The following is a 20,698-nucleotide window of genomic DNA, read 5'->3' on the forward strand; positions in this document are numbered from 1 at the left end:
TGACCCACCGCTATCGGGGGCAAGCCCCCTCCCACATTTTCAGCCCCGCGGTGCATTCAGGACCTTACAGGTCGCCATAGCCCAGGGAACGCAGTGCACGCTCGTCATCGGACCAGCCGCCCTTCACCTTCACCCACAGGTTCAGCATGATCTTGGAATCGAACAGCAGTTCCATGTCCTTGCGCGCCTCGGTGCCGATGCGCTTGATACGCTCGCCCTTGTCGCCAATGATGATTTTCTTCTGACCGTCACGCTCGACGAGGATCAGCGCATGGATGTGCAAGGTCTTGCCCTGCTGCTTGAACTCTTCGATTTCCACGGTGATCTGATACGGCAGCTCCGCGCCCATCTGGCGCATGATTTTCTCGCGCACCAGTTCAGCGGCGAGGAAACGGCTGCTGCGGTCGGTGATCTGGTCTTCCGGGAAGAAGTGCTCGTTCTCCGGCAGGTGCTCGGCGATCACGCGCTCCAAGGCATCGAGGTTGTGGCCATGCTGGGCCGAAATCGGGATGATCTGGGCGTTCGGCAGTTGTTCCTGCAGCCAGCTCAAGTGCGGCATCAGCTCGGCTTTGTCTTCGATACGGTCGGTCTTGTTCAGCGCGACGATCAACGGGCCGGTGACGTACTGCACGCGCTCCAGGACCATCTGGTCTTCGTCGGTCCACTTGGTGCGGTCGACCACGAAGATCACCACGTCGACGTCTTTCAACGCCGCCGAAGCGGTCTTGTTCATGTAGCGGTTCAGGGCTTTCTCGCCACCTTTGTGCATGCCTGGGGTGTCGACGTAGACCGCTTGCACGGTGCCTTCGGTCTTGATGCCCAGCATGTTGTGGCGGGTGGTCTGCGGCTTGCGCGAGGTGATCGCCAGCTTCTGGCCAAGGATGTGGTTGAGCAACGTGGACTTGCCCACGTTCGGGCGGCCGACGATGGCAACATAGCCACAGCGTGTTGCGGTTGAATCAGTCATGGCCATTCTCCACGCCCAGGGCAATCAGTGCTGCGGCGGCCGCTACCTGTTCGGCAATACGACGGCTCACACCCTGACCTCGGCTTTTTTCGTTCAGTAAGGTGATTTCACATTCCACGAAGAACACGCGGCAATGGGGCTCACCCTGGATATCCACCACTTCGTAGCGTGGCAGTTCGCACCCGCGGGACTGCAAAAATTCCTGCAGGCGGGTCTTGGGATCTTTGTTGGTGTCGACCAGCGTGAGGCTTTCGATCTCGGAAGTCAGCCAGGCAGTGACACGTTCCTTGGCGGCTTCCATGCCGGCATCGAGGTAGATGGCACCGATCAGCGCTTCAAGGGCATCGGCCAGGATCGACTCGCGACGAAAACCGCCACTCTTCAACTCGCCGGACCCCAGGCGCAGGTACTCGCCCAGGCCAAAGCCACGGGCCAGCACGGCCAGGGTCTCGCCCTTCACCAGGCGCGCACGCAGGCGCGACAACTGGCCTTCACGGGCTTGGGGGAAGCGCTCGAACAGCGCCTCACCGGCGACGAAGTTGAGGATGGCATCACCGAGGAATTCCAGGCGCTCGTTGTTACGCCCGGCAAAGCTGCGGTGTGTGAGGGCAAGGACCATCAGTTCCTGGTCCTTGAAGGTGTAGCCGAGCTGGCGCTCGAGACGTGCTAGAGAAACGGTCACGGTTTATCCATATCTAGTTGGTGGCACCGGCGGCCATCGACGATTGACGCAGTGTTCAAATTCAAATCCTGGTTGGTGCCGCATGAGGCAGGACCGATTTGTCCCCACCCCAGAAAAGCATTCGGCGCTGTGATCACAGCGCCGCCTGTATTACTTGATCAGCCCGATCCGCGAGAAGTTCGGCAGGTGGCTGAGTTTGGGTTCCGGCCAGCTCATCCAGACCGCAAAGGCCTTGCCGACGATATTCTGGTCGGGAACCATGCCCAGCAGGTCCTTGGGAATGTTGGGGTCATCCCAGTACCGGCTGTCATTGGAGTTGTCGCGGTTGTCGCCCATCATGAAGTAGTGCCCGGCCGGAACCTTCCACTGCCCATCAGGCTGGGCACGGTAGCGGCTCATTTCCTTGCGGATTTCGTGCTGCACCGCACCGAGTTTTTCCTGGTACAGCTCGGCGCTGCCCAGGCTGTTCGGCTCGGAACCCAGCAGCTTTTCAGCCACCGACTCACCATTGATGAACAGGCGCTTGTCACTGGTGTAGCGAATCACGTCGCCCGGCAGACCAACCACACGCTTGATGTAATTGACGTTCGGGTCGCTCGGGTAGCGGAACACCATCACATCGCCGCGCTGCGGGTCACCGACTTCGATGACCTTCTTGTCGATCACCGGCAGGCGAATACCGTAGGAAAACTTGTTCACCAGGATGAAGTCGCCCACGTCCAGGGTAGGCTTCATCGACCCCGACGGGATCTGAAACGGCTCCACCAGGAACGAACGCAGCACCAGCACGATGAACAACACCGGGAAGAACGACTTGCCGTATTCAACCAGCAAAGGCTCTTTGTTCAGCTTCTCGATCACCACGCCATCGGGCTGGCTGACGCTGCCCTGATAGGCCGCGATAGCCGCCCGCCGACGCGGGGCGAAGAACACCAGATCGAGCAACGCCAGGAGACCGCAAACGGCAACGGCGATGACCAGCAACAGCGGGAAATTTAGCGACATAGGACCTAACTATCCAACCTGAGCACCGCAAGGAAGGCTTCTTGTGGAACTTCCACGTTACCTACTTGCTTCATGCGTTTTTTACCGGCCTTTTGCTTCTCAAGCAGCTTGCGCTTACGGCTTACGTCACCGCCGTAGCATTTGGCCAGTACGTTCTTTCTGAGTGCCTTGACGGAGGTCCGCGCAATGATCTGCCCGCCAATGGCGGCCTGGATCGCGACGTCGAACATCTGGCGCGGAATCAGTTCTTTCATCTTCTCGGTCAACTGGCGACCTTTGTAGTGCGCGTTGTCCTTGTGCACGATCAGTGCCAGGGCATCGACCTTGTCGCCGTTGATCAGCACATCCAGTTTCACCAGATTAGCCGATTGGTAACGGTCGAAATGGTAATCCAGCGAAGCATAGCCGCGACTGGTGGATTTGAGACGGTCGAAGAAGTCCAGCACCACCTCGTTCATCGGCATGTCGTAGGTCACTTGGACCTGGGTGCCGAGGAACAGCATGTCGCGCTGTACGCCACGTTTCTCGATGCACAGGGTGATAACGTTGCCCAAGTGTTCCTGCGGCACCAGGATATTGGCGCGCACGATCGGCTCGCGCATGTCTTCGATCGCCGAGAGATCCGGGAGCTTGGACGGGTTGTCGACGTAAATCGTTTCACCGGTTTTCAGCAACAACTCAAAAATAACGGTCGGCGCAGTGGTGATCAGGTCCAGGTCGTATTCGCGCTCGAGGCGCTCCTGGATGATTTCCATGTGCAGCATGCCCAGGAACCCGCAACGGAAGCCGAAGCCCAGGGCGTCGGAGCTTTCCGGGGTGTACTGCAACGACGAGTCGTTGAGGGTCAGCTTCTGTAGGGCTTCGCGGAAGTCTTCGAAATCGTCGGAGCTGACCGGGAACAGGCCAGCGTAGACCTGCGGCTGGATGCGCTTGAAGCCTGGCAGCACGTCGACGTCCGGCGTGGAGCTCAGCGTCAGGGTGTCACCTACCGGTGCGCCGTGAATATCCTTGATACCGGCGATGATGAAGCCCACTTCACCGGCTTTCAGATCAACGGTTGCGGTGTGCTTGGGGTTGAATACCCCGACGCTGTCCACCAGGTGGATCTTGCCGGTGGATTTGACCAGGATCTTGTCGCCCTTCTTCACGCGGCCATGGCGCACGCGCACCAGGGAGACAACGCCCAGGTAGTTGTCGAACCAGGAGTCGATGATCAACGCTTGCAGCGGATCTTCGTAGTTGCCGGTCGGCGCAGGGATAGTGTGCACCAGGCGCTCGAGCACTTCGTCGACACCCAGGCCGGTCTTGGCGCTGCAGGTGACGGCGTCGGTGGCGTCGATGCCGATGATCTTCTCGATCTCTTCCTTGACGCGCTCAGGCTCGGCCTGGGGCAGGTCGATCTTGTTCAGCACGGGCATGACTTCCAGGCCCTGCTCGATCGCGGTGTAGCAGTTGGCAACCGACTGCGCCTCCACGCCCTGGCCGGCGTCCACCACCAGCAGGGCACCTTCACAGGCCGCCAGGGAACGGCTGACTTCGTAGGTGAAGTCGACGTGGCCCGGGGTGTCAATGAAGTTCAGCTGGTAGGTGATACCGTCTTTGGCCTTGTAATACAGAGTAACGCTGTGGGCCTTGATGGTGATGCCGCGCTCGCGTTCGAGGTCCATGGAGTCCAGGACCTGGGCTTCCATTTCGCGCTCGGCAAGGCCACCGCACATTTGGATAAACCGGTCGGCCAGCGTCGACTTGCCATGGTCAATGTGGGCGATGATGGAGAAATTGCGGATATGACTCAAATCACTCACGGATCAACACTCAAAAAGGCTGCAGGCAGATTGCCCGCTGAAAAATAGCCGGGAATTGTACCTGATGCTCAGGCCAGACGTCATCTTTGCTGACCAGAACAAAAATGCCCCGATCTCTCGACCGGGGCATTTTTTGATCATAAGCGCGACATCAGCCAGCTCGACGCAACAGCCAGAACCCGGCCAGGGCGCAGATGCCGGTGGGCACCAGCACCGCAAACAGCGGCGAGAAGCCAAACACCAGGCTCGAAGGGCCAAGCAGGTCCTGGGCGATGCGGAAGGTGAAGCCCACCAGCACACCCGTGAATACACGCTGGCCCAGGGTCACCGAACGCAGCGGGCCGAAAATGAAGGAAATCGCCATCAACACCAGCGCGGCGGTCACCACCGGTTGCAACACCTTGACCCAAAATGCCAGCCAGTAGCGGCCGTTGTTCAGGCCCTGGTCCTTCAGATAGTGGATATAGCCCCACAACCCGGAGATCGGCAGGCTTTCCGGAATCATCACCACGGTATTCAGCAACTCCGGCTTGAGGGCGATATCCCATTCCTGGCTCGGTACGTTGATCACTTCGGTGCTGGCCTTGGTGCCTTGGCCAATATTGCGGAAGTAGGTGGTGGTTACATCGCTGAGTTGCCACTTTTCGCCACCGTATTGCGCACGTTTGGCGAAGCTGGACTCCAGCAGGTGACGCTCCTTGTCGAACGTATAACGGGTCACACCAATCAACAGTCCGCCGGGCTGCACGGCGTTGATATGGATGAACTCATCGCCCTGGCGGTGCCACAGACCATGCTTGGAGCTTTGCGCATCGCCTGACCCCTGGGCCAGGGCGCGATTGGCCTGGGCAGTGGTTTCGGCTGGTGGCGCGACGTATTCGCCGATCAGCACGCTGCAGGCCATCAGCAGCAGCATGGGCTTCATCACCGCCCAGACGATACGACCAATGGACACGCCGGCAGCGCGCATGATGGTCAGTTCGCTATTACTGGCCAGGCTGCCCAGCCCGATCAGGCAGCCGATCAGCGCGGCCATCGGCATCATGTCATAGAGGCGACGCGGCGCGGTGAGGGCCACGTAGCTCAGCACGTCCCACACGGTGTAGGTGTCGCTGACATTACTCACTTCATCGATGAAGGCGAACAACGACGCCAGCCCGAGGATGATGCCCAGTACCGCCAGGATGGCGATCAGTACGCTGCTACCAATGTAGCGATCGAGCTTAGCCACGAGCCAACTCCTTCTGGCCACGACGGCTCTTCAGTTTCAAACGGATCGGTTCCCAGTAGAGCAGCCCCAGGCCGATCACCAGGAACATCCCGTGCACCACCCACAGGCCCAGGGTCGGCGACAACTTGCCCTTCTCCAGGGAGGTACGGGCGGAAATCAGGATGGTCAGGTAGGCCATGTACAGCAGGATTGCCGGCAACAGCTTGAGGAAGCGGCCCTGGCGCGGGTTGACGCGAGACAGCGGCACAGCCATCAAGGTCACGATGAACACCAGCAGCGGCAGGGAGAGTCGCCATTGCAACTCGGCGATGGAACGCAGTTCCGTGCTGCCCCACAGATCAGGCGTCGGGATGGCATCACGGTCGGTGACTTCGTCGCTGATGTCCGGACGAGCCAGCATCACGCCATAGGTGTCGTACTTGATCGCGCGGTAATCGGCCATGCCCGGGCTGCCGTCATAGCGGTAGCCATTTTCCAGGATCAGGTAGCGGCTGCCATCAGGACGGACTTCCTGGCGCCCCGAATCGGCCACCAGCACGGAAATGCCACGGTCTTTCTTGTCCTGGCCCAGGCGCTTCTCGGAGATGAACACACCGCCCAGGTTGGCGCGGTCGTCGGTCAGGGTTTCGGTGTAGGTCACCCGGGAACCGTCATTGAGCGCCTGGAAGCGACCGGGCTCGAGGGTGTCGAACTCGGTCATCGCGTCCTGCTTGTTCAGCACCAGCTGGAACTGCAGGGCACCCTGAGGCGCCAGACTCAGGCTCAGCCAGGCAACGATCAGCGCGATGCCGGCGGCCGGGATCATGGTCATGCCCAGCAGGCGCTGCTGGCTCATGCCGGTGGCCGAGAGCACGGTCATTTCGCTTTCGAGGTACAGGCGGCCATAGGCCAGCAGTATCCCGAGGAACAGGCCCAACGGCAGGATCAACTGCAGGAAGCCCGGCAGGCGAAAGCCCATGATCAGGAACAGCGAACCCGGGTCGAGGGCGCCGGAGGCAGCCTGGGCCAGGTATTTGACGAAACGACCACTCATGATGATGACCAGCAGCACCGCACTCACGGCACTCAGGGTCAACAGGACTTCGCGGGACAGATAACGGAAGACGATCAAACCAGACACTCCAGGGTTGTCAGGCTAAGGCGGCCAAACAAGCAAGCATACCGAGACAGCCCATTTACACAGGGCCGGCTAAAAAGATGGCGCATTATCCTGTGATTGACCGCGCCTGTCACGGAGCTTGCTCGTGCACACGCACAAAGCGTGCACCAAGGGTTGTCAGGCTCCGTCGGCGAGGTTCAAACTGCGGCCTTTGTCGCCGGCGGCTTACACGGCTGCCTGGTATTAAAGCCGGAGTACAGACTCCTGGCTAACCGACCTTTATAAGGGACCCGAAAATGGAACTGGTTGTAAAAAGCGTTAGCCCCGAAACGTTGAAAACCGCCACCCTCGTGGTCGCCATCGGCGAAGGCCGCAAGCTCGGCGTGGCCGCCAGGCAACTCGACGAACTCAGCGGCGGCGCCATCAGCGCGGTGCTCAAGCGCGGCGACCTGGCCGGCAAAGTCGGCCAGAGCCTGCTGCTGCAAAGCCTGCCCAACCTGAAAGCCGACCGCGTATTGCTGGTGGGCGTGGGCAAGGACGCCGAACTGGGTGACCGTCCGTTCCGCAAGATCATCAGCGGCATCCTCGGCACCCTCAAGGGCCTGGGCGGCAGCGACGCGACGCTGGCCCTCGACGAAGTCGTGGTCAAAGGCCGTGACAGCTACGGCAAGACCCGCCTGCTGGCCGAGACCCTGGTGGACGGCGGCTATATCTTCGACCAGTTCAAGAGCACCAAGACCGAACCCCGCGCCCTGAAGAAAATCACCCTGCTGACCATCAAGGCCGCCCAGGCTGAAGTCCAGCGCGCCGTGACCCACGCCACGGCCATCGCCAACGGCATGTCGTTCACCCGTGACCTGGGCAACCTGCCGCCGAACATCTGCCACCCGACTTTCCTCGGCGAACAGGCCAAGGCGCTGGGCAAAGAGTTCAAGGGCCTGAAAGTCGAAGTGTTCGACGAGAAGAAGATCAAGGAACTGGGCATGGGCTCTTTCTATGCCGTGGGCCAGGGCAGCGACCAGCCGCCACGCCTGATCGTGATGCAATACAACGGCGGCAAGAAGTCCGAGAAGCCTTACGCCCTGGTGGGTAAAGGCATCACCTTCGACACCGGCGGCATCAGCCTCAAGCCGGGCCTGGGCATGGACGAGATGAAGTACGACATGGGCGGCGCCGCCAGCGTGTTCGGCACCCTGCGTGCCGTGCTGGAACTCAAGCTGCCGATCAACCTGGTGTGCATCCTGGCCTGTGCCGAGAACATGCCGAGCGGTGGCGCGACCCGTCCGGGCGACATCGTCACCACCCTGAGCGGCCAGACCGTCGAAATCCTCAACACCGACGCCGAAGGTCGCCTGGTGCTGTGCGATGCCCTGACCTACGCCGAGCGCTTCAAGCCGCAGGCTGTGATCGACATCGCCACCCTGACCGGCGCGTGCATCGTCGCCCTAGGCTCCCACACCTCCGGCCTGCTGGGTAACAGCGACGAGCTGATCGAGCAATTGCTCAGCGCCGGTAAAGCCGCCGACGACCGCGCCTGGCAATTGCCGCTGTTCGATGAGTACCAGGAACAGCTGGACAGCCCGTTCGCCGACATCGCCAACATCGGTGGCCCGAAAGCCGGCACCATCACCGCAGCTTGCTTCCTGTCGCGTTTTGCCAAGAACTTCAACTGGGCGCATCTGGACATCGCCGGCACGGCCTGGACCAGCGGCGGCAAGGACAAGGGCGCCACTGGTCGTCCGGTGCCGCTGCTGACCCAGTACCTGCTGGATCGCGCCAAGGCCTGAAACTGAAGATTCCGGGGCGACGCTTATGTCGCCTCGGTCTCGGGAACCGCAATGACCCAAGTCGACTTCTACATACTGCCCAGCGCCGATCCGCTCGCGCGCCTGGACTTTGCCTGCAAACTCACCGAAAAAGCCTGGCGCATGGGCCACCGCATCTACCTGCATTGCAGCGATGCTGCCCAACGCGATGAGCTGGATGCCCGCCTGTGGCGCTTCAAGGGCGAAAGCTTCGTACCCCATGGCCCCGCCGAGTCTGAACCTGAAGGGCTGGTGGTGCTCGGTTTGGGCGACAGTTGCGGCGATCACCATGACCTGTTGGTCAACCTGGACCTGAAAGTGCCGCCGTTCGCCAAGGCGTTTGCCCGTGTGGCCGAGGTGGTGGTGGAAGATCCGGCTATTCGTCAGGCCGCGCGGGAGAGTTTCCGTTTCTACCGCGAACAGGGCTATCCTCTCCAGGATCACCGGCTACAACGACTTTGAGTAAATGATGGACACGCCAAACCCGCTGAAAAAAGATGACCACCTGCTGGACGACCTGGAGTCGATCCGTCAGTTACTGGGTGATGATGACTTGCAACCGCCGCTGTTGACCGAAACGGTCGAGGGCGAGGTACAGATTCCGCTGCTGTTCGACATGGTCGGCGGCAAACCTGTCGCGCCGGAGCCGGTTGTCGAAGCACCCGCCGTCGCACCTGCCCCCGCTGAAAAAGGGCCCGACGCCCTGCTACTGCACCTGGACAACGAACTGCGCGCCGCCGCACAACTGATCATGCAGGACGTGATCGACGACTTTGCCCCGCACATCGAAACCGAGATCAAGCGGCGACTGGATGCGCGGATGGAGCGGCTGCTCAGCCAGTACCAGTCCTGAGCCTTGCATAATCTCCCTGTGGGAGGGGGCTTGCCCCCGATAGCGATGGGTCAACGACTGCTGCGTTGACTGGCACGCCGCCATCGGGGGCAAGCCCCCTCCCACATTTGATTCGCACAAGTCTTCAACTCGCCCTCAGCTCCCAGCCCCGTTATACTTGCCGGCTTTCCTGAATTAATGCCAACTAGGGTCCCGCCGCGCATGGATAAGACCTACCAGCCGCACGCCATCGAAACTTCCTGGTACAACACCTGGGAATCCGAGAATTATTTCGCCCCGCAAGGCGCGGGCGATTCCTACACCATCATGATTCCGCCACCGAACGTCACTGGCAGCCTGCACATGGGCCATGGCTTCAACAATGCGATCATGGATGCCTTGATCCGTTTCCGCCGCATGCAGGGCCGCAACACCCTGTGGCAACCGGGCACCGACCACGCCGGTATCGCCACCCAGATGCTGGTGGAACGCCAACTCGAAGCCACCGGCCAGAACCGTCATGACCTGGGCCGCGAGAAATTCCTGGAAAAAATCTGGGAATGGAAGGACCAGTCCGGCGGCAATATCAGCCGTCAGATCCGTCGCCTCGGTTCGTCCGTAGACTGGAGCCGCGAACGCTTCACCATGGACGATGGCCTGTCGGAAGCCGTGAAAGAAGCCTTCGTGCGCCTGCATGAAGACGGCTTGATCTACCGCGGCAAGCGCCTGGTCAACTGGGACACCAAGTTGCACACGGCGATTTCCGACCTCGAAGTGGAAAACCACGACGAGAAAGGTTTCCTGTGGAACCTCAAGTATCCGCTGGCCGATGGCGCCAAGACCGCCGAAGGCAACGACTACCTGATCGTCGCCACCACGCGTCCGGAAACCATGCTCGGCGACGCTGCCGTGGCGGTTAACCCGAATGATGAACGCTACCAGGCGCTGATCGGCAAGTTCGTCGAGCTGCCGCTGGTGGGCCGCCGTATCCCGATCATCGCGGACGACTATTGCGACCCTGAGTTCGGCACCGGCTGTGTGAAAATCACCCCGGCCCACGATTTCAACGACTACGAAGTCGGCAAGCGCCACAACCTGCCGCTGCTGAACATCTTCGACAAGAACGCTGCCGTGTTGCCGGCCTGCCAGGTGTTCAATCTGGACGGCACGCTGAACGAAACTGTCGATGGCAAGATCCCGGCTGAATACGCCGGCCTCGACCGGTTCGAAGCACGCAAGCAGATCGTTGCCGCCTTCGACGCCGCGGGTTTGCTGGTGAGCGTTGACGACCACGGCCTGAAAGTGCCGAAGGGCGACCGCTCCGGCACCGTGATCGAGCCGTGGCTGACCGACCAATGGTACGTCTCCACCAAGCCGCTGGCCGAACCGGCTATTGCCGCCGTGGAAGATGGCCGTATCCAGTTCGTACCCAAGCAGTACGAAAACATGTATTTCTCGTGGATGCGCGACATCCAGGATTGGTGCATCAGCCGTCAACTGTGGTGGGGCCACCGCATTCCGGCCTGGTACGACGAGTCGGGCAAGGTCTATGTAGGCCGCGACGAAGCCGAAGTGCGTGCCAAGCACAACCTGGGTGCCGACGTTGCGCTGCAACAGGACAACGACGTACTGGACACCTGGTTCAGCTCGGGCCTGTGGACCTTCTCCACCCTCGGCTGGCCGCAGCAGACTGAATTCCTGAAGAAATTCCACTCCACCGACGTACTGGTCACTGGCTTCGACATCATTTTCTTCTGGGTTGCCCGGATGATCATGCTGACCATGCACCTGGTGAAAAACGAGGACGGCACGCCGCAGGTACCCTTCAAGACCGTGTACGTGCACGGCCTGGTACGTGATGGCCAAGGCCAGAAGATGTCCAAGTCCAAGGGTAACGTGCTGGACCCGCTGGACATCATCGACGGCATCGACCTGGAAACCCTGGTGCAGAAACGCACCTCGGGCCTGATGCAGCCGAAACTGGCGAAGAAGATCGAAAAGCAGACCCGCGACGAATTCGCCGACGGCATCGCCAGCTACGGCACCGACGCCCTGCGCTTCACCTTCTGCTCGCTGGCATCCACCGGTCGCGACATCAAGTTCGACATGGGCCGTGTCGAAGGCTATCGCAACTTCTGCAACAAGATCTGGAACGCGGCGCGCTACGTGCTGGATAAAGGCGAAGACTGCGGCCAGAACGGCGAAGCCGTCGAACTGAGCCTGGCCGATCGCTGGATCATCTCGCAGCTGCAACGCACCGAAGCCGAAGTGACCCGCCAGCTCGACCAGTTCCGTTTCGACTTGGCCGCACAGGCCCTGTATGAGTTCATCTGGAACCAGTATTGCGACTGGTACCTGGAATTGTCCAAGCCTGTGCTGTGGGACGAGAACGCCCCGATCGAACGCCAGCGCGGTACCCGTCGCACCCTGGTGCGCGTACTCGAAGTCGCGCTGCGCCTGGCGCACCCGTTCATGCCGTTCATCACCGAAGAAATCTGGCAGCGCCTGGCGCCACTGGCCGGTATCGAAGGCAAGACCATCATGCTGCAACCCTGGCCGGTAGCCAACGAAGCGCGCATCGATGAGGCGGCCGAAAGCGATATCGAATGGCTCAAGACCCTGATGATGGGCACGCGTAACATCCGTGCCGAAATGAACATCGGGCCTGGCAAGCCATTGGCGGTGTTCATGAAGAACGCCAGTGCCGAGGACCTGCGTCGTCTCGCCGAGAACGATGCGCTGCTCAAGAAGCTGGCGAAGCTGGAGTCGATCACCGTATTGGCGGCCGGCGAAGAAGCACCGCTGTCCGCGACCGCACTGGTTGGCGAGATGGAAGTGCTGGTGCCAATGGCCGGCCTGATCGACAAGGGTGCCGAACTGGCCCGCCTCGACAAGGAAATCGCACGCCTGCAAGGCGAAGTGCAGCGGGTGGGTGGCAAGCTGTCCAACGCGGCGTTCGTCGACAAGGCGCCGGCTGAAGTGATCGAGAAGGAACGCGCCAAGCTGGCCGAGGCCGAACAGGCCCTGGGCAAACTGGCGGAGCAACATGCGCGGATTTCCAGCCTGTAAGGATCAAACCGTGTGAAAAAAGAGACCTTCGGGTCTCTTTTTTTATGAAGATCAAATGCAATACGCCTCCTCAGGCCATTAAATTAACTCTCTTCACGTCCCCAAGCGGATCACTGTTCCTAATGACGTCCGCCGACGCTATTAAAGCGATCAACTTAGCACTTGCGAGCATAATGATTATAGAGAGGATAAAGCCACCACTTATAACTTCAAGATATAAGTTTTATAACCGTCGCCACACAACGCATTGCGTAGCCATATTGGAGGCCTGAGTGTCTATAGGAGAAGTAAGTGGGACACTGGCATAAAGAACCTTCATAACTTGGTTCTTTGAAGCAAAAATACTTACAAAAAAATTTGCACTCCATGAAAGATTCTGATCAGGATTCCTCCCTCCAACCTTCCTAAAGTCAAAGGGGCTTTACTTTCCTCGTCCAATACAGGAATCCCCTCATGCCAGTCATCCCGAATAATATTTCATCGTTATCGCCGGCATCTGCAAAAAACACTTACATTGAGCATGATAGTCTCTCGCTTCCCAGCGCCGCAGACAAAAACCCCGCCATTAAAAGCCAAACATTTCGCAGCTGGGAAACAGAGCACACTATTACTCATGACGAAAAAGACCGGTTACATACGCCAGAGGCAAAGGACCCTCGTAACTACCCTAAGACCCATGACAAATATGACCTCGCTTACTTACGAAACTGGAATAAACCCAAAGGCCCTGTTTGCACTGAAAAAGCGGCGAAGAAGTGCAATATCAATCAACTGGCGTTACTCACCCCTCCGAATACCCAGGCGCTCTTCAAGTTATACGACAACAAAGAGGGCTGGGGCGGTGTCCCGGGCTTTATCGATGCATTCTTGCGCGGGGAGCCAGGAGGAAGGACTGAGGGGTTTGGAGCACGGCCCGAACAGTTTTCGACCACGTCCTTTGACCCTCAACTAGGCGGTTTCCTGATATCGCCAAACCCCAGCAACATTCCTGAACGTGGCAAAACGTATACGGATGACGCCACTGCGTTACTTGAAAAGACACGTGGCAAGAATGGCTTCGGGTTGGTTTGCTACTGGATTCCCCCAGGAACCTATGAACGTTACCCTACCTTCCAAAAATTATTTCCACACGTAAAGATTCCAGAATTTTCACCTGCATTCGAAGAACGCGGGCATCTGCCGCCAAACCGACAGGACAGGGATTTCAATACCGAGTCTAATCAACAATACCTCCAGAGAACCGGAAACAGATTTCTATCGGTACCTGTGAACTTGGAGCGCAAACACATCCCCTTGCTTGAAGAGCTGACCAGTACCGTCAATAAGGTTTTGAAGGACGTATATCAAACGGATCCTGAGAAAGAAAAAGTTGAGATATTCACTCACAGTCCTGTATACGATATGGATTCGTGCGGCCTTCATGTACATGTGCGAATCAATCAAGGGCGCCACCCCCTTGAAGAAGACCTGCGGAATTTGCCTATTGGTCAGTCAAATCCGAATCCGACTGTCATCGCCCCCGACAGTCATTTGAATCATTTCCCCCATAACCGGACTCTGATCGAGCAGTTGGAAAGCAATGGGAGACTCACCGACTTCCCACAAACCAAGAATAAACATTTCATCTCCTATAATATCGCCGCAAAAATGGAAAGAGCCAGAGATAATGGCATTGAGTTTTTAACTGTCCCGAATGTTTTCAAAAATCCAGCCCTCGCTGTCAGCAAGCAAAGCCTTACGCTATCTCCACACCCCTTGATCAATAGAGAAAACGACCCCAACAGTATTCAAATATCAAAAAAATCCGCGGCCAAATATAATTGTCCAGAAATAGGCTTGGTGCCCCCTGAAGGCATGCAAGAACGCATTTCACGTTATGCCAACAATGAAATACTGCCAACGTTCATCTATAACTTCTTTACTAAAGAGGACGACCCGAAGGCAAAGGCATTCCAACAGCACCCAGAACAGTTTCCTGCCACCCACTTTTCCACAGAGGGCGGCATGTTTTTAATGCCCAATACAAAATATGTCCCCGGAAAATCCGAATCCTTTGAGCGTCCGGAGGACATTCTGGCAAGTACCCGCAACACGGGTGGGTTTGCCTTGGTCGGCTATTGGGTCCCGCCTGGTGTTTTTGAAGGCAAAGAACCGTTCAATAAACTCTTTGGCGTAAACACCCAGCGGGCTGAAGGTCCTGAAAGTCGTGAGACCATCGCTGCGTATAACAAACGAACTGACTCATCTTTTATTGTCAACCCGATTGACCTGCAAAAAAAACATATTCCGATGCTCAATGAGTTCAAGGAAATGAGCCTTAAACACTTGCAGGATGTATACGGGGTCCAGCCTGACAAAGAAAAAGTCGATATTTACCTGCACAGCCCGATCTACGGAAACCGGACGGCCGGCCTTCATATTCATGTGCGCATTAACCAGAACCTGCCTGCGGGAGAAATAGATAGTAATCGGCTTGGCTTCGACAAGCTCATGTCCATTTTGAACGATGAAAAAATTTCTGATAGCCACATTCGGGAGCACATTTTGAACAGCGGCCTCAAGACGAACTCTGGAAGCTTTTTGTCATTCAGTTCTGCTTGGGGAAGGCAACAATTCGAAGGTACAGCGACCACCTACGTACCCAACCCATTCCGACGTCCGGACCTCATGACAAGCACATGAAGAGCTAAGTGCATTGGAAGATGAACACCCTCAACCAAAACCGGCAAGCCTCCACCACAGGGGGAGGCTTGCGCATGAGTGCGCCGGTTTGGGTCCACGAGTAACCCTTCCCACTACGACACGCGGTAGCGGTATATGTGTGACAATACCTGCCACTTTTGAAACAGCCTCAGAATCGACGCAGCCAATGACCGCCCCCAGCACGCCAAAACCTCCGCGCAAGAAGCCTAAAACCGCAGCCACGGCCAAGCCCGTTGTGCCGCGCAAAGAGGCCATCCTGCATCCGCGCAACCGCCACACAGGCCGCTACGACTTCCCGGCGCTGATCAAGACCACGCCAGAACTGGCGCAATTCGTGATCATCAACCCGTACGGCAAGGAAAGCATCGACTTCGCCAGCCCGGATGCGGTGCGGGTGTTCAACCGGGCGCTGCTGAAGGCGTTCTACGGCATCCAGCATTGGGACATCCCGGCCGACTATCTGTGCCCACCAGTGCCGGGGCGTGCGGACTACGTACACTTCCTCGCCGACCTGCTGGCCAGCACCAACGACGGCAAGATCCCGCGCGGTTCGATCGTCAAGGTGCTGGACATCGGCATGGGCGCCAACTGCGTCTACCCGCTGATTGGCTACATGGAATACCGCTGGAACTTCCTCGGCTCCGAGGTCGACCCTATCGCCGTGGCCGCGGCCAAGGCCATCGTGCAGTCCAACGACCTGAGCAAGGTCATTCAACTGCGCCAGCAAACCAACCCCAAGCAGATCCTGCTGGGCTTGCTGGAGCCGGGTGAGCGCTTCGACCTGACCATGTGCAACCCCCCGTTCCATGCCTCCATGGACGAAGCGACCAAGGGCAGCGAGCGCAAGTGGCGCGCCCTGGGCAAGGCCGATCCCAAGCGCAAGTTGCCGGTGCTGAACTTCGGTGGCCAATCGGCTGAACTGTGGTGCGAAGGCGGTGAAGCGCGCTTTGTGACGCAGCTCATCGCTGAAAGTGCGCATTTTGCCCACAAGGTGTTGTGGTTCAGTTGCCTGGTGTCAAAAGCGTCGAACTTGCCCGCGATTGAGACAGCACTGAAAAAAGCTGGAGCTCTGGAAAGCCAGGTGGTGGAAATGTCCCAGGGGCAGAAGCAGAGCCGGTTTGTGGCCTGGACCTTCCAGACCAAAAATGAGCAGCAGATCTGGCGAAAAACTCGCTGGGTGCACAAAAGCGGCTGAAGTAAATCCTGTCGCCTACGTGTTCATAACGACAATAGCGTGGGCGCAACTACCCAAATGTAAACAATACCTACCACGTGCGCCCAGTATTGTTATTGGAACTGGCAGACACCTCCCGGAGTTCTAAAATCCATGTCAGCGTGAGTAACGGGGGACGTAACAGTTTGTCCACCACCATCGGTGTACGAATAGCTTAGCTCCACGTTACCACGCTGCACAGGTGCCATTAGTTTATCGTAAGGCGCTAAGAAGGCTTTCTCATCACAAAAAGGAATTACCTTCGTGATGTCCGCATTCACATTTTCATCGCCTTTGGCCCTCCAATGAAAATGGACCTTGGTGTTCTGGGGCAAGCTATTGATCTCTTTGATATGTACCCATACCCCCCATTTCCCGTCGTGATGCCTGATACTGTTACAGACAATCCTGCCTTGGTGCGTGTCAATAAACTCCACGGGATGAAGAGCGTTTTTACCGGACATAAGTTATCTCCTTGGTTAGCTAGCAACCATCTCGACTAAATATGTTTCAGGATGGCATAACATTAATGTCGGTTTCGATGCCAGATGTCTACTGTAAGTCTTGACAGTTGAAAAATGTCCAAAATCTGTTATTGAACGCTATCGGCTGCGCCCCGACGTCACTGCAACATGCCATTTTTCAGACAATAAAAAACCGTGCCCGGATCGCTCCGGAGCACGGTTTTTTTTGCTGCGGCTTACTTGTTAACAGCGTCGGTCAGGCCTTTGGCCACAACCAGCTTGATAACTTTCTTGGCAGCGATTTCGATGGGGGCACCAGTCGAAGGGTTACGGCCAGTACGGGCAGGACGCTCGGTCACTTTCAGTTTGCCAATGCCTGGCAGAGTGATTTCGCCGACGGTTTCCAGCTGGTCAGCAACAACTTGGCTCAGTTGGTCCAGCAGAGCGCGCACGGTAGTTTTTGGTGCGTCTACTGCTTCAGCCAGGTCAGCGATCAGTTGGTCTTTAGTAATAGCCATTGTGGTGTTCCTTCCCTATCAAATTCATATGGATTGCAGAGTGCAGTGTCAGCCGTCGAGCCCGACCGTCATGGCCTGGCACCCCAGGCTTATAACCACGGAGATCGCGGTTATAGATGCTTGAAACGGGGATTGGTTCGACCTGACAGATGCTGAATGCACGCTTATCGCCGAGACTTGGCGTAAGACGGGGCAAAACTAGCACAGAGACGGGGAAATATCCGCCTCTACCTACCCATTTGGTCAGCTTTATCGCTCTAAACCGTGAAAAAAAGGCATATGCCCCGTCGGAAGGTGCCCAAAACACCCTTCGAAGCACGTCTTGGCCAATGGTGCGGTACACTTGGCGACTTTTCGGGGAGGCCCACCGCTCCCCTCTCAACCAGCCGAGAAGCCTATGCCGATCCGTCATTGCATCGTCCACCTGATCGACAAAAAACCCGACGGCACACCTGCAGTTCTCCATGCCCGCGACTCCGAGCTTGCCGAGTCGGCCGCCATCGAGAACATGCTTGCCGACCTCAACGAGAGCTACAACGCCAAACAAGGCAAGGCCTGGGGTTTCTTCCATGCCGAGTCGGGCGCGCACCCGTTCAGCGGCTGGTTGAAGGAGTATTTCGACGGTGGGCAGGATTTCACCACCTTCAGCCGCACCGCAGTCGAGCACCTGCAGAAGCTGATGGAAGAATCCAACCTTTCCACCGGCGGCCACGTGCTGTTCGCCCACTACCAACAAGGCATGACCGACTACCTGGCCATCGCCCTGCTGCACCACAGCGAAGGCGTGGCGGTGACCGACGAGCTGGACGTGACCCCGTCCCGTCACCTGGACTTGGGCCAACTGCACCTGGCGGCGCGGATCAACGTGTCCGAATGGCAGAACAACAAGCAGTCCAAGCAGTACATCTCGTTTATCAAGGGCAAGAACGGCAAGAAGGTCTCGGAGTACTTCCGCGACTTCATCGGCTGCCAGGAAGGCGTCGACGGCCCGGGCGAGACCCGCACCCTGCTCAAGGCCTTCAGCGACTTCGTTGAAAGCGAAGACCTGCCCGACGAATCCGCCCGCGAAAAGACCAAGACCCTGGTGGACTACGCCAGCAGCCAGGCCAAGCTTGGCGAACCCATGGGCCTGGAAGAACTCTCGGGGTTGATCGATGAAGATCGGCCAAAGGCGTTCTACGACCATATCCGCAACAAGGATTACGGCCTCTCGCCGGAGATTCCGGCGGATAAACGCACCCTCAACCAGTTCCGTCGCTTCACCGGCCGCGCCGAGGGCCTGTCCATCAGCTTTGAAGCACACCTGCTGGGGGACAAGATCGAGTACGACGAAGCCGCCGGCACCTTGATCATCAAGGGCCTGCCGACCCAGCTGACCGACCAGCTCAAGCGCCGTAACTGATGCTGGGCGGGGTCTTCAAGAAAGTCCTGCTGGTGTTGCTGGTGGTGGTGGTGATCCAGAACTGGGGCAAGATCGAGCGGGTGTTCAACCCATCGCAGGTAGCCCCTGAACAAGTGCGCGCTTCGGCGCGCGTGGTGCTGTATGCCACCGAGTGGTGCGGGTACTGCAAGCAGATCCGCCGTTTCCTGGACCAGAAAGGCATCCCCTACCAGGCGTTCGATATCGAGAAAGACGCCCAGGCGCGCAAGACGTATGAGGCGTTGGGCGGCGGCGGGATTCCGTTTGTGGACGTGAACGGCACGCTGATTCGCGAATACAGCCCCGAGAAGATCATGGCGGCGCTGAAGTAATCAGCGCACCACGATCATGCGCCCCAGCACCTGGTGCTGTTCAAAACCGAGAACCACCTGCAAGGCATTCAGCACAGCCTGTGGGTCTTTGCTAGGGAAGCTGCCGCTGACACGCCTGGCGCCCATCTCTTCGTTAAGCAACAGGATGCGACCGGGGTAGTAACGGCCCAGGTCCTTCACTACGTCCGCCAAGGGCGCCTTGTAGTAGTTGAGCCAGCCGTCGCGCCAGGCCAGGCGTGATTCGCTGTCGACCCCATGCATTGGTTCGGCAATGCCATCGGCGTAGGCCACTTGCTGGCCGGCGGTAAGAACCTGCTGTTGGCCCTGCTTTGACGGCGTCACGCCAACCCGTCCGGACAACACCGTCACCTGGGCGCCTGCCGGTTGCAGGCGCACTTCGAACTGGGTGCCCAGCACCCGCGCTTCACCGCTGCCCGCCGCCACCACGAAGGATTGCCCGGTGTGGGTCACGCTGAAAAAGCCGGCCCCGCGACGCAATTGGATACGCCGCTCGCCATGGTTGAAATCCACGGCGATGGCGCTGTCAGCGTCCAGGGTGACTTGGGAGTTGTCGGCCAGCGTGACGGTCTTGATTTCCCCGGGTGCCGTCACGTAGTCAGCGCCAAGGTCATCGACCCAGCGCGACGGCTGCCAACCAGCCCCCATGGACACCATCACCACCAGGCAGGCAGCCATGGCCAACGCCCCGTACCAACGCAGCACCCGCGAACGCTTCGGGGTGTTCATCGCATTGAGGTAGCCCTGCAAGGCCATGGCTTCTTCGTCCGCCAGCTTGCGCGCCGGGACTTCGCTCAACTCCCACAGCACCTGGGCCTGGGAATAGGCCTCGACATGTGCAGGGTCGGCCCGCAGCCACTGGCTGAACGTGGCCTGGTCGCCACTGCTGGGCTGGTCGTGCAGCAGGCTCAACCAGGCCAGGGCCGCTTGTTCCTGGGCGGGCGTGGGGATGACGTTCACGGTGCTTTCCCTGGCGTGCGTGGGGATGAGGGGTCGCGAAGGCTGGCTTTGCAGGCTTCGAGGGCACGCATCATATGTTTTTCCACGGCACTTTGGGACAGGCCCATGGCCTTGGCGATTTGCGCGTACTTGCGGCCGTGGATGCGGTTGAGCAGGAAAATCTGCCGCGTGCGCTCGGGCAAACTGCGCAGCGCCGCTTCGACATGGCGCAGATCATTGCCGGCTTCCAGCGCCGCCTGGGGCTCGGAGCCTTGGTTGTCGTGCTGTTCGGGCAGCCAGCCTTCGCTGCTGCGCACCCGCGCGCCTTCGCTGCGCAGGTGATCGATGGCGATATTGCCGGCGCAGCGCAGCAGGTAGGTGCTGAGTTCTTCGACCTGCACCAGCGGCCGGCGCCAGAAGCGCAGGAACAGGTCCTGCACCAGGTCGGCCGCCGTGGCGCGGCACCCCACGCGGCGACTCACCAGGGCCTCCATCTGCGAACGCTGGGACAGGAACACCTGCAGGAAATGCGCACGCCCACCGGCCGCGTCAGCGTGCTGGCTGTCCTGGGGTTCCGGTGGGGTGCTGATCATCAT

18 protein-coding genes are annotated in these 20,698 nt (G+C 58.6%); 8 read left to right on the forward strand and 10 right to left on the reverse strand.

From position 1 onward, the window contains the following. Positions 1 to 64: 64 nt before the first annotated feature. The 6 genes from era to lptF form a co-directional block, all read right to left on the reverse strand. Entirely contained in the window at positions 65 to 967 is a 903-nt protein-coding gene (gene era / locus BM026_RS14015) for a GTPase Era (protein WP_033902448.1), read from the reverse strand. Beyond that, positions 960 to 1,649, reverse strand: coding sequence for a ribonuclease III (rnc, locus tag BM026_RS14020; RefSeq protein ID WP_012722401.1), 690 nt, complete (start codon positions 1,647 to 1,649; stop codon positions 960 to 962). The genes era and rnc overlap by 8 nt, the downstream gene beginning before the upstream one ends. 150 nt (positions 1,650 to 1,799) lie before the next feature. Continuing rightward, positions 1,800 to 2,654: a signal peptidase I gene (gene lepB / locus BM026_RS14025; protein WP_093529053.1), complete on the reverse strand. Its 855-nt coding sequence runs from the start codon at positions 2,652 to 2,654 to the stop codon at positions 1,800 to 1,802. A 5-nt stretch (positions 2,655 to 2,659) separates the two neighbouring features. Further along, positions 2,660 to 4,459, reverse strand: a complete 1,800-nt coding sequence (gene lepA / locus BM026_RS14030) for a translation elongation factor 4 (RefSeq protein ID WP_003188853.1) — start codon at positions 4,457 to 4,459, stop codon at positions 2,660 to 2,662. A 151-nt stretch (positions 4,460 to 4,610) separates the two neighbouring features. Continuing rightward, the gene (lptG, locus tag BM026_RS14035; protein ID WP_071488637.1) at positions 4,611 to 5,690 is read right to left on the reverse strand and encodes an LPS export ABC transporter permease LptG; all 1,080 of its coding nucleotides are present in this window, start codon (positions 5,688 to 5,690) and stop codon (positions 4,611 to 4,613) included. Beyond that, positions 5,683 to 6,801 carry an LPS export ABC transporter permease LptF gene (lptF, locus tag BM026_RS14040; protein ID WP_093512347.1) on the reverse strand — a complete coding sequence of 373 codons (1,119 nt, stop codon included), beginning with the start codon at positions 6,799 to 6,801 and terminating at the stop codon, positions 5,683 to 5,685. Before lptF ends, lptG begins: the two co-directional genes overlap by 8 nt. A 284-nt stretch (positions 6,802 to 7,085) precedes the next feature. Between lptF and BM026_RS14045 the strand changes: the two genes are divergently transcribed. The 6 genes from BM026_RS14045 to rlmF all read left to right on the forward strand — a co-directional run bounded on the left by BM026_RS14045 (position 7,086) and on the right by rlmF (position 16,393). After that, a complete protein-coding gene (locus BM026_RS14045) occupies positions 7,086 to 8,576 on the forward strand; it encodes a leucyl aminopeptidase (protein WP_093529056.1) in 1,491 nt (496 codons plus the stop codon). Positions 8,577 to 8,627: 51 nt separating this feature from the next. Next, complete coding sequence (locus tag BM026_RS14050) at positions 8,628 to 9,056, forward strand: DNA polymerase III subunit chi (RefSeq protein WP_012722396.1); 429 nt, start codon at positions 8,628 to 8,630, stop codon at positions 9,054 to 9,056. 4 nt (positions 9,057 to 9,060) lie between these two features. Beyond that, positions 9,061 to 9,447 carry a DNA polymerase III subunit chi gene (locus BM026_RS14055; protein ID WP_083351543.1) on the forward strand — a complete coding sequence of 129 codons (387 nt, stop codon included), beginning with the start codon at positions 9,061 to 9,063 and terminating at the stop codon, positions 9,445 to 9,447. A gap of 201 nt (positions 9,448 to 9,648) precedes the next feature. Continuing rightward, positions 9,649 to 12,495: a valine--tRNA ligase gene (locus BM026_RS14060; RefSeq protein WP_093529059.1), complete on the forward strand. Its 2,847-nt coding sequence runs from the start codon at positions 9,649 to 9,651 to the stop codon at positions 12,493 to 12,495. Positions 12,496 to 12,948: 453 nt separating this feature from the next. Continuing rightward, positions 12,949 to 15,177 (forward strand): hypothetical protein, encoded by a 2,229-nt coding sequence (locus tag BM026_RS28945; RefSeq protein WP_139217556.1) that lies wholly within the window; start codon positions 12,949 to 12,951, stop codon positions 15,175 to 15,177. A gap of 187 nt (positions 15,178 to 15,364) precedes the next feature. Beyond that, positions 15,365 to 16,393, forward strand: coding sequence for a 23S rRNA (adenine(1618)-N(6))-methyltransferase RlmF (gene rlmF, locus BM026_RS14070; protein WP_093529061.1), 1,029 nt, complete (start codon positions 15,365 to 15,367; stop codon positions 16,391 to 16,393). Between the two features lie 92 nt (positions 16,394 to 16,485). On the opposite strand, the gene BM026_RS14075 is transcribed toward rlmF, so the two are convergent. Continuing rightward, entirely contained in the window at positions 16,486 to 16,875 is a 390-nt protein-coding gene (locus BM026_RS14075) for a hypothetical protein (protein ID WP_093512353.1), read from the reverse strand. A 236-nt stretch (positions 16,876 to 17,111) separates the two neighbouring features. After that, on the reverse strand, positions 17,112 to 17,393 hold the full coding sequence (locus BM026_RS14080; RefSeq protein ID WP_092240941.1) for an HU family DNA-binding protein: 282 nt from the start codon (positions 17,391 to 17,393) through the stop codon (positions 17,112 to 17,114). Positions 17,394 to 17,790: 397 nt separating this feature from the next. Here BM026_RS14080 and yejK point away from each other — a divergent pair, with 397 nt between their 5' ends. Continuing rightward, entirely contained in the window at positions 17,791 to 18,795 is a 1,005-nt protein-coding gene (gene yejK, locus BM026_RS14085) for a nucleoid-associated protein YejK (protein ID WP_010212893.1), read from the forward strand. Next, positions 18,795 to 19,145, forward strand: a complete 351-nt coding sequence (locus tag BM026_RS14090) for a glutaredoxin family protein (RefSeq protein ID WP_093512355.1) — start codon at positions 18,795 to 18,797, stop codon at positions 19,143 to 19,145. Before yejK ends, BM026_RS14090 begins: the two co-directional genes overlap by 1 nt. On the opposite strand, the gene BM026_RS14095 is transcribed toward BM026_RS14090, so the two are convergent. Together BM026_RS14095 and BM026_RS14100 are read right to left on the reverse strand one after the other, a co-directional pair. Further along, positions 19,146 to 20,123: a FecR family protein gene (locus BM026_RS14095; protein ID WP_093529064.1), complete on the reverse strand. Its 978-nt coding sequence runs from the start codon at positions 20,121 to 20,123 to the stop codon at positions 19,146 to 19,148. It lies immediately after the preceding gene. Then, positions 20,120 to 20,698 carry an RNA polymerase sigma factor gene (locus BM026_RS14100; RefSeq protein WP_071488629.1) on the reverse strand — a complete coding sequence of 193 codons (579 nt, stop codon included), beginning with the start codon at positions 20,696 to 20,698 and terminating at the stop codon, positions 20,120 to 20,122. The genes BM026_RS14095 and BM026_RS14100 overlap by 4 nt, the downstream gene beginning before the upstream one ends.

This window comes from Pseudomonas sp. NFPP24, assembly GCF_900112095.1.
Lineage (GTDB): Bacteria > Pseudomonadota > Gammaproteobacteria > Pseudomonadales > Pseudomonadaceae > Aquipseudomonas > Aquipseudomonas extremorientalis.

Coding starts and splice junctions, on each gene's coding strand:
- BM026_RS14080 (WP_092240941.1), bottom strand. CDS start 17,393: ATGGCTATTACTAAAGACCAACTGATCGCTGACCTGGCTGAAGCAGTA.
- rlmF (WP_093529061.1), top strand. CDS start 15,365: ATGACCGCCCCCAGCACGCCAAAACCTCCGCGCAAGAAGCCTAAAACC.
- BM026_RS14060 (WP_093529059.1), top strand. CDS start 9,649: ATGGATAAGACCTACCAGCCGCACGCCATCGAAACTTCCTGGTACAAC.
- BM026_RS28945 (WP_139217556.1), top strand. CDS start 12,949: ATGCCAGTCATCCCGAATAATATTTCATCGTTATCGCCGGCATCTGCA.
- BM026_RS14045 (WP_093529056.1), top strand. CDS start 7,086: ATGGAACTGGTTGTAAAAAGCGTTAGCCCCGAAACGTTGAAAACCGCC.
- yejK (WP_010212893.1), top strand. CDS start 17,791: ATGCCGATCCGTCATTGCATCGTCCACCTGATCGACAAAAAACCCGAC.
- BM026_RS14050 (WP_012722396.1), top strand. CDS start 8,628: ATGACCCAAGTCGACTTCTACATACTGCCCAGCGCCGATCCGCTCGCG.
- BM026_RS14100 (WP_071488629.1), bottom strand. CDS start 20,698: ATGATGATCAGCACCCCACCGGAACCCCAGGACAGCCAGCACGCTGAC.
- BM026_RS14075 (WP_093512353.1), bottom strand. CDS start 16,875: ATGTCCGGTAAAAACGCTCTTCATCCCGTGGAGTTTATTGACACGCAC.
- BM026_RS14090 (WP_093512355.1), top strand. CDS start 18,795: ATGCTGGGCGGGGTCTTCAAGAAAGTCCTGCTGGTGTTGCTGGTGGTG.
- era (WP_033902448.1), bottom strand. CDS start 967: ATGACTGATTCAACCGCAACACGCTGTGGCTATGTTGCCATCGTCGGC.
- BM026_RS14055 (WP_083351543.1), top strand. CDS start 9,061: ATGATGGACACGCCAAACCCGCTGAAAAAAGATGACCACCTGCTGGAC.
- lepB (WP_093529053.1), bottom strand. CDS start 2,654: ATGTCGCTAAATTTCCCGCTGTTGCTGGTCATCGCCGTTGCCGTTTGC.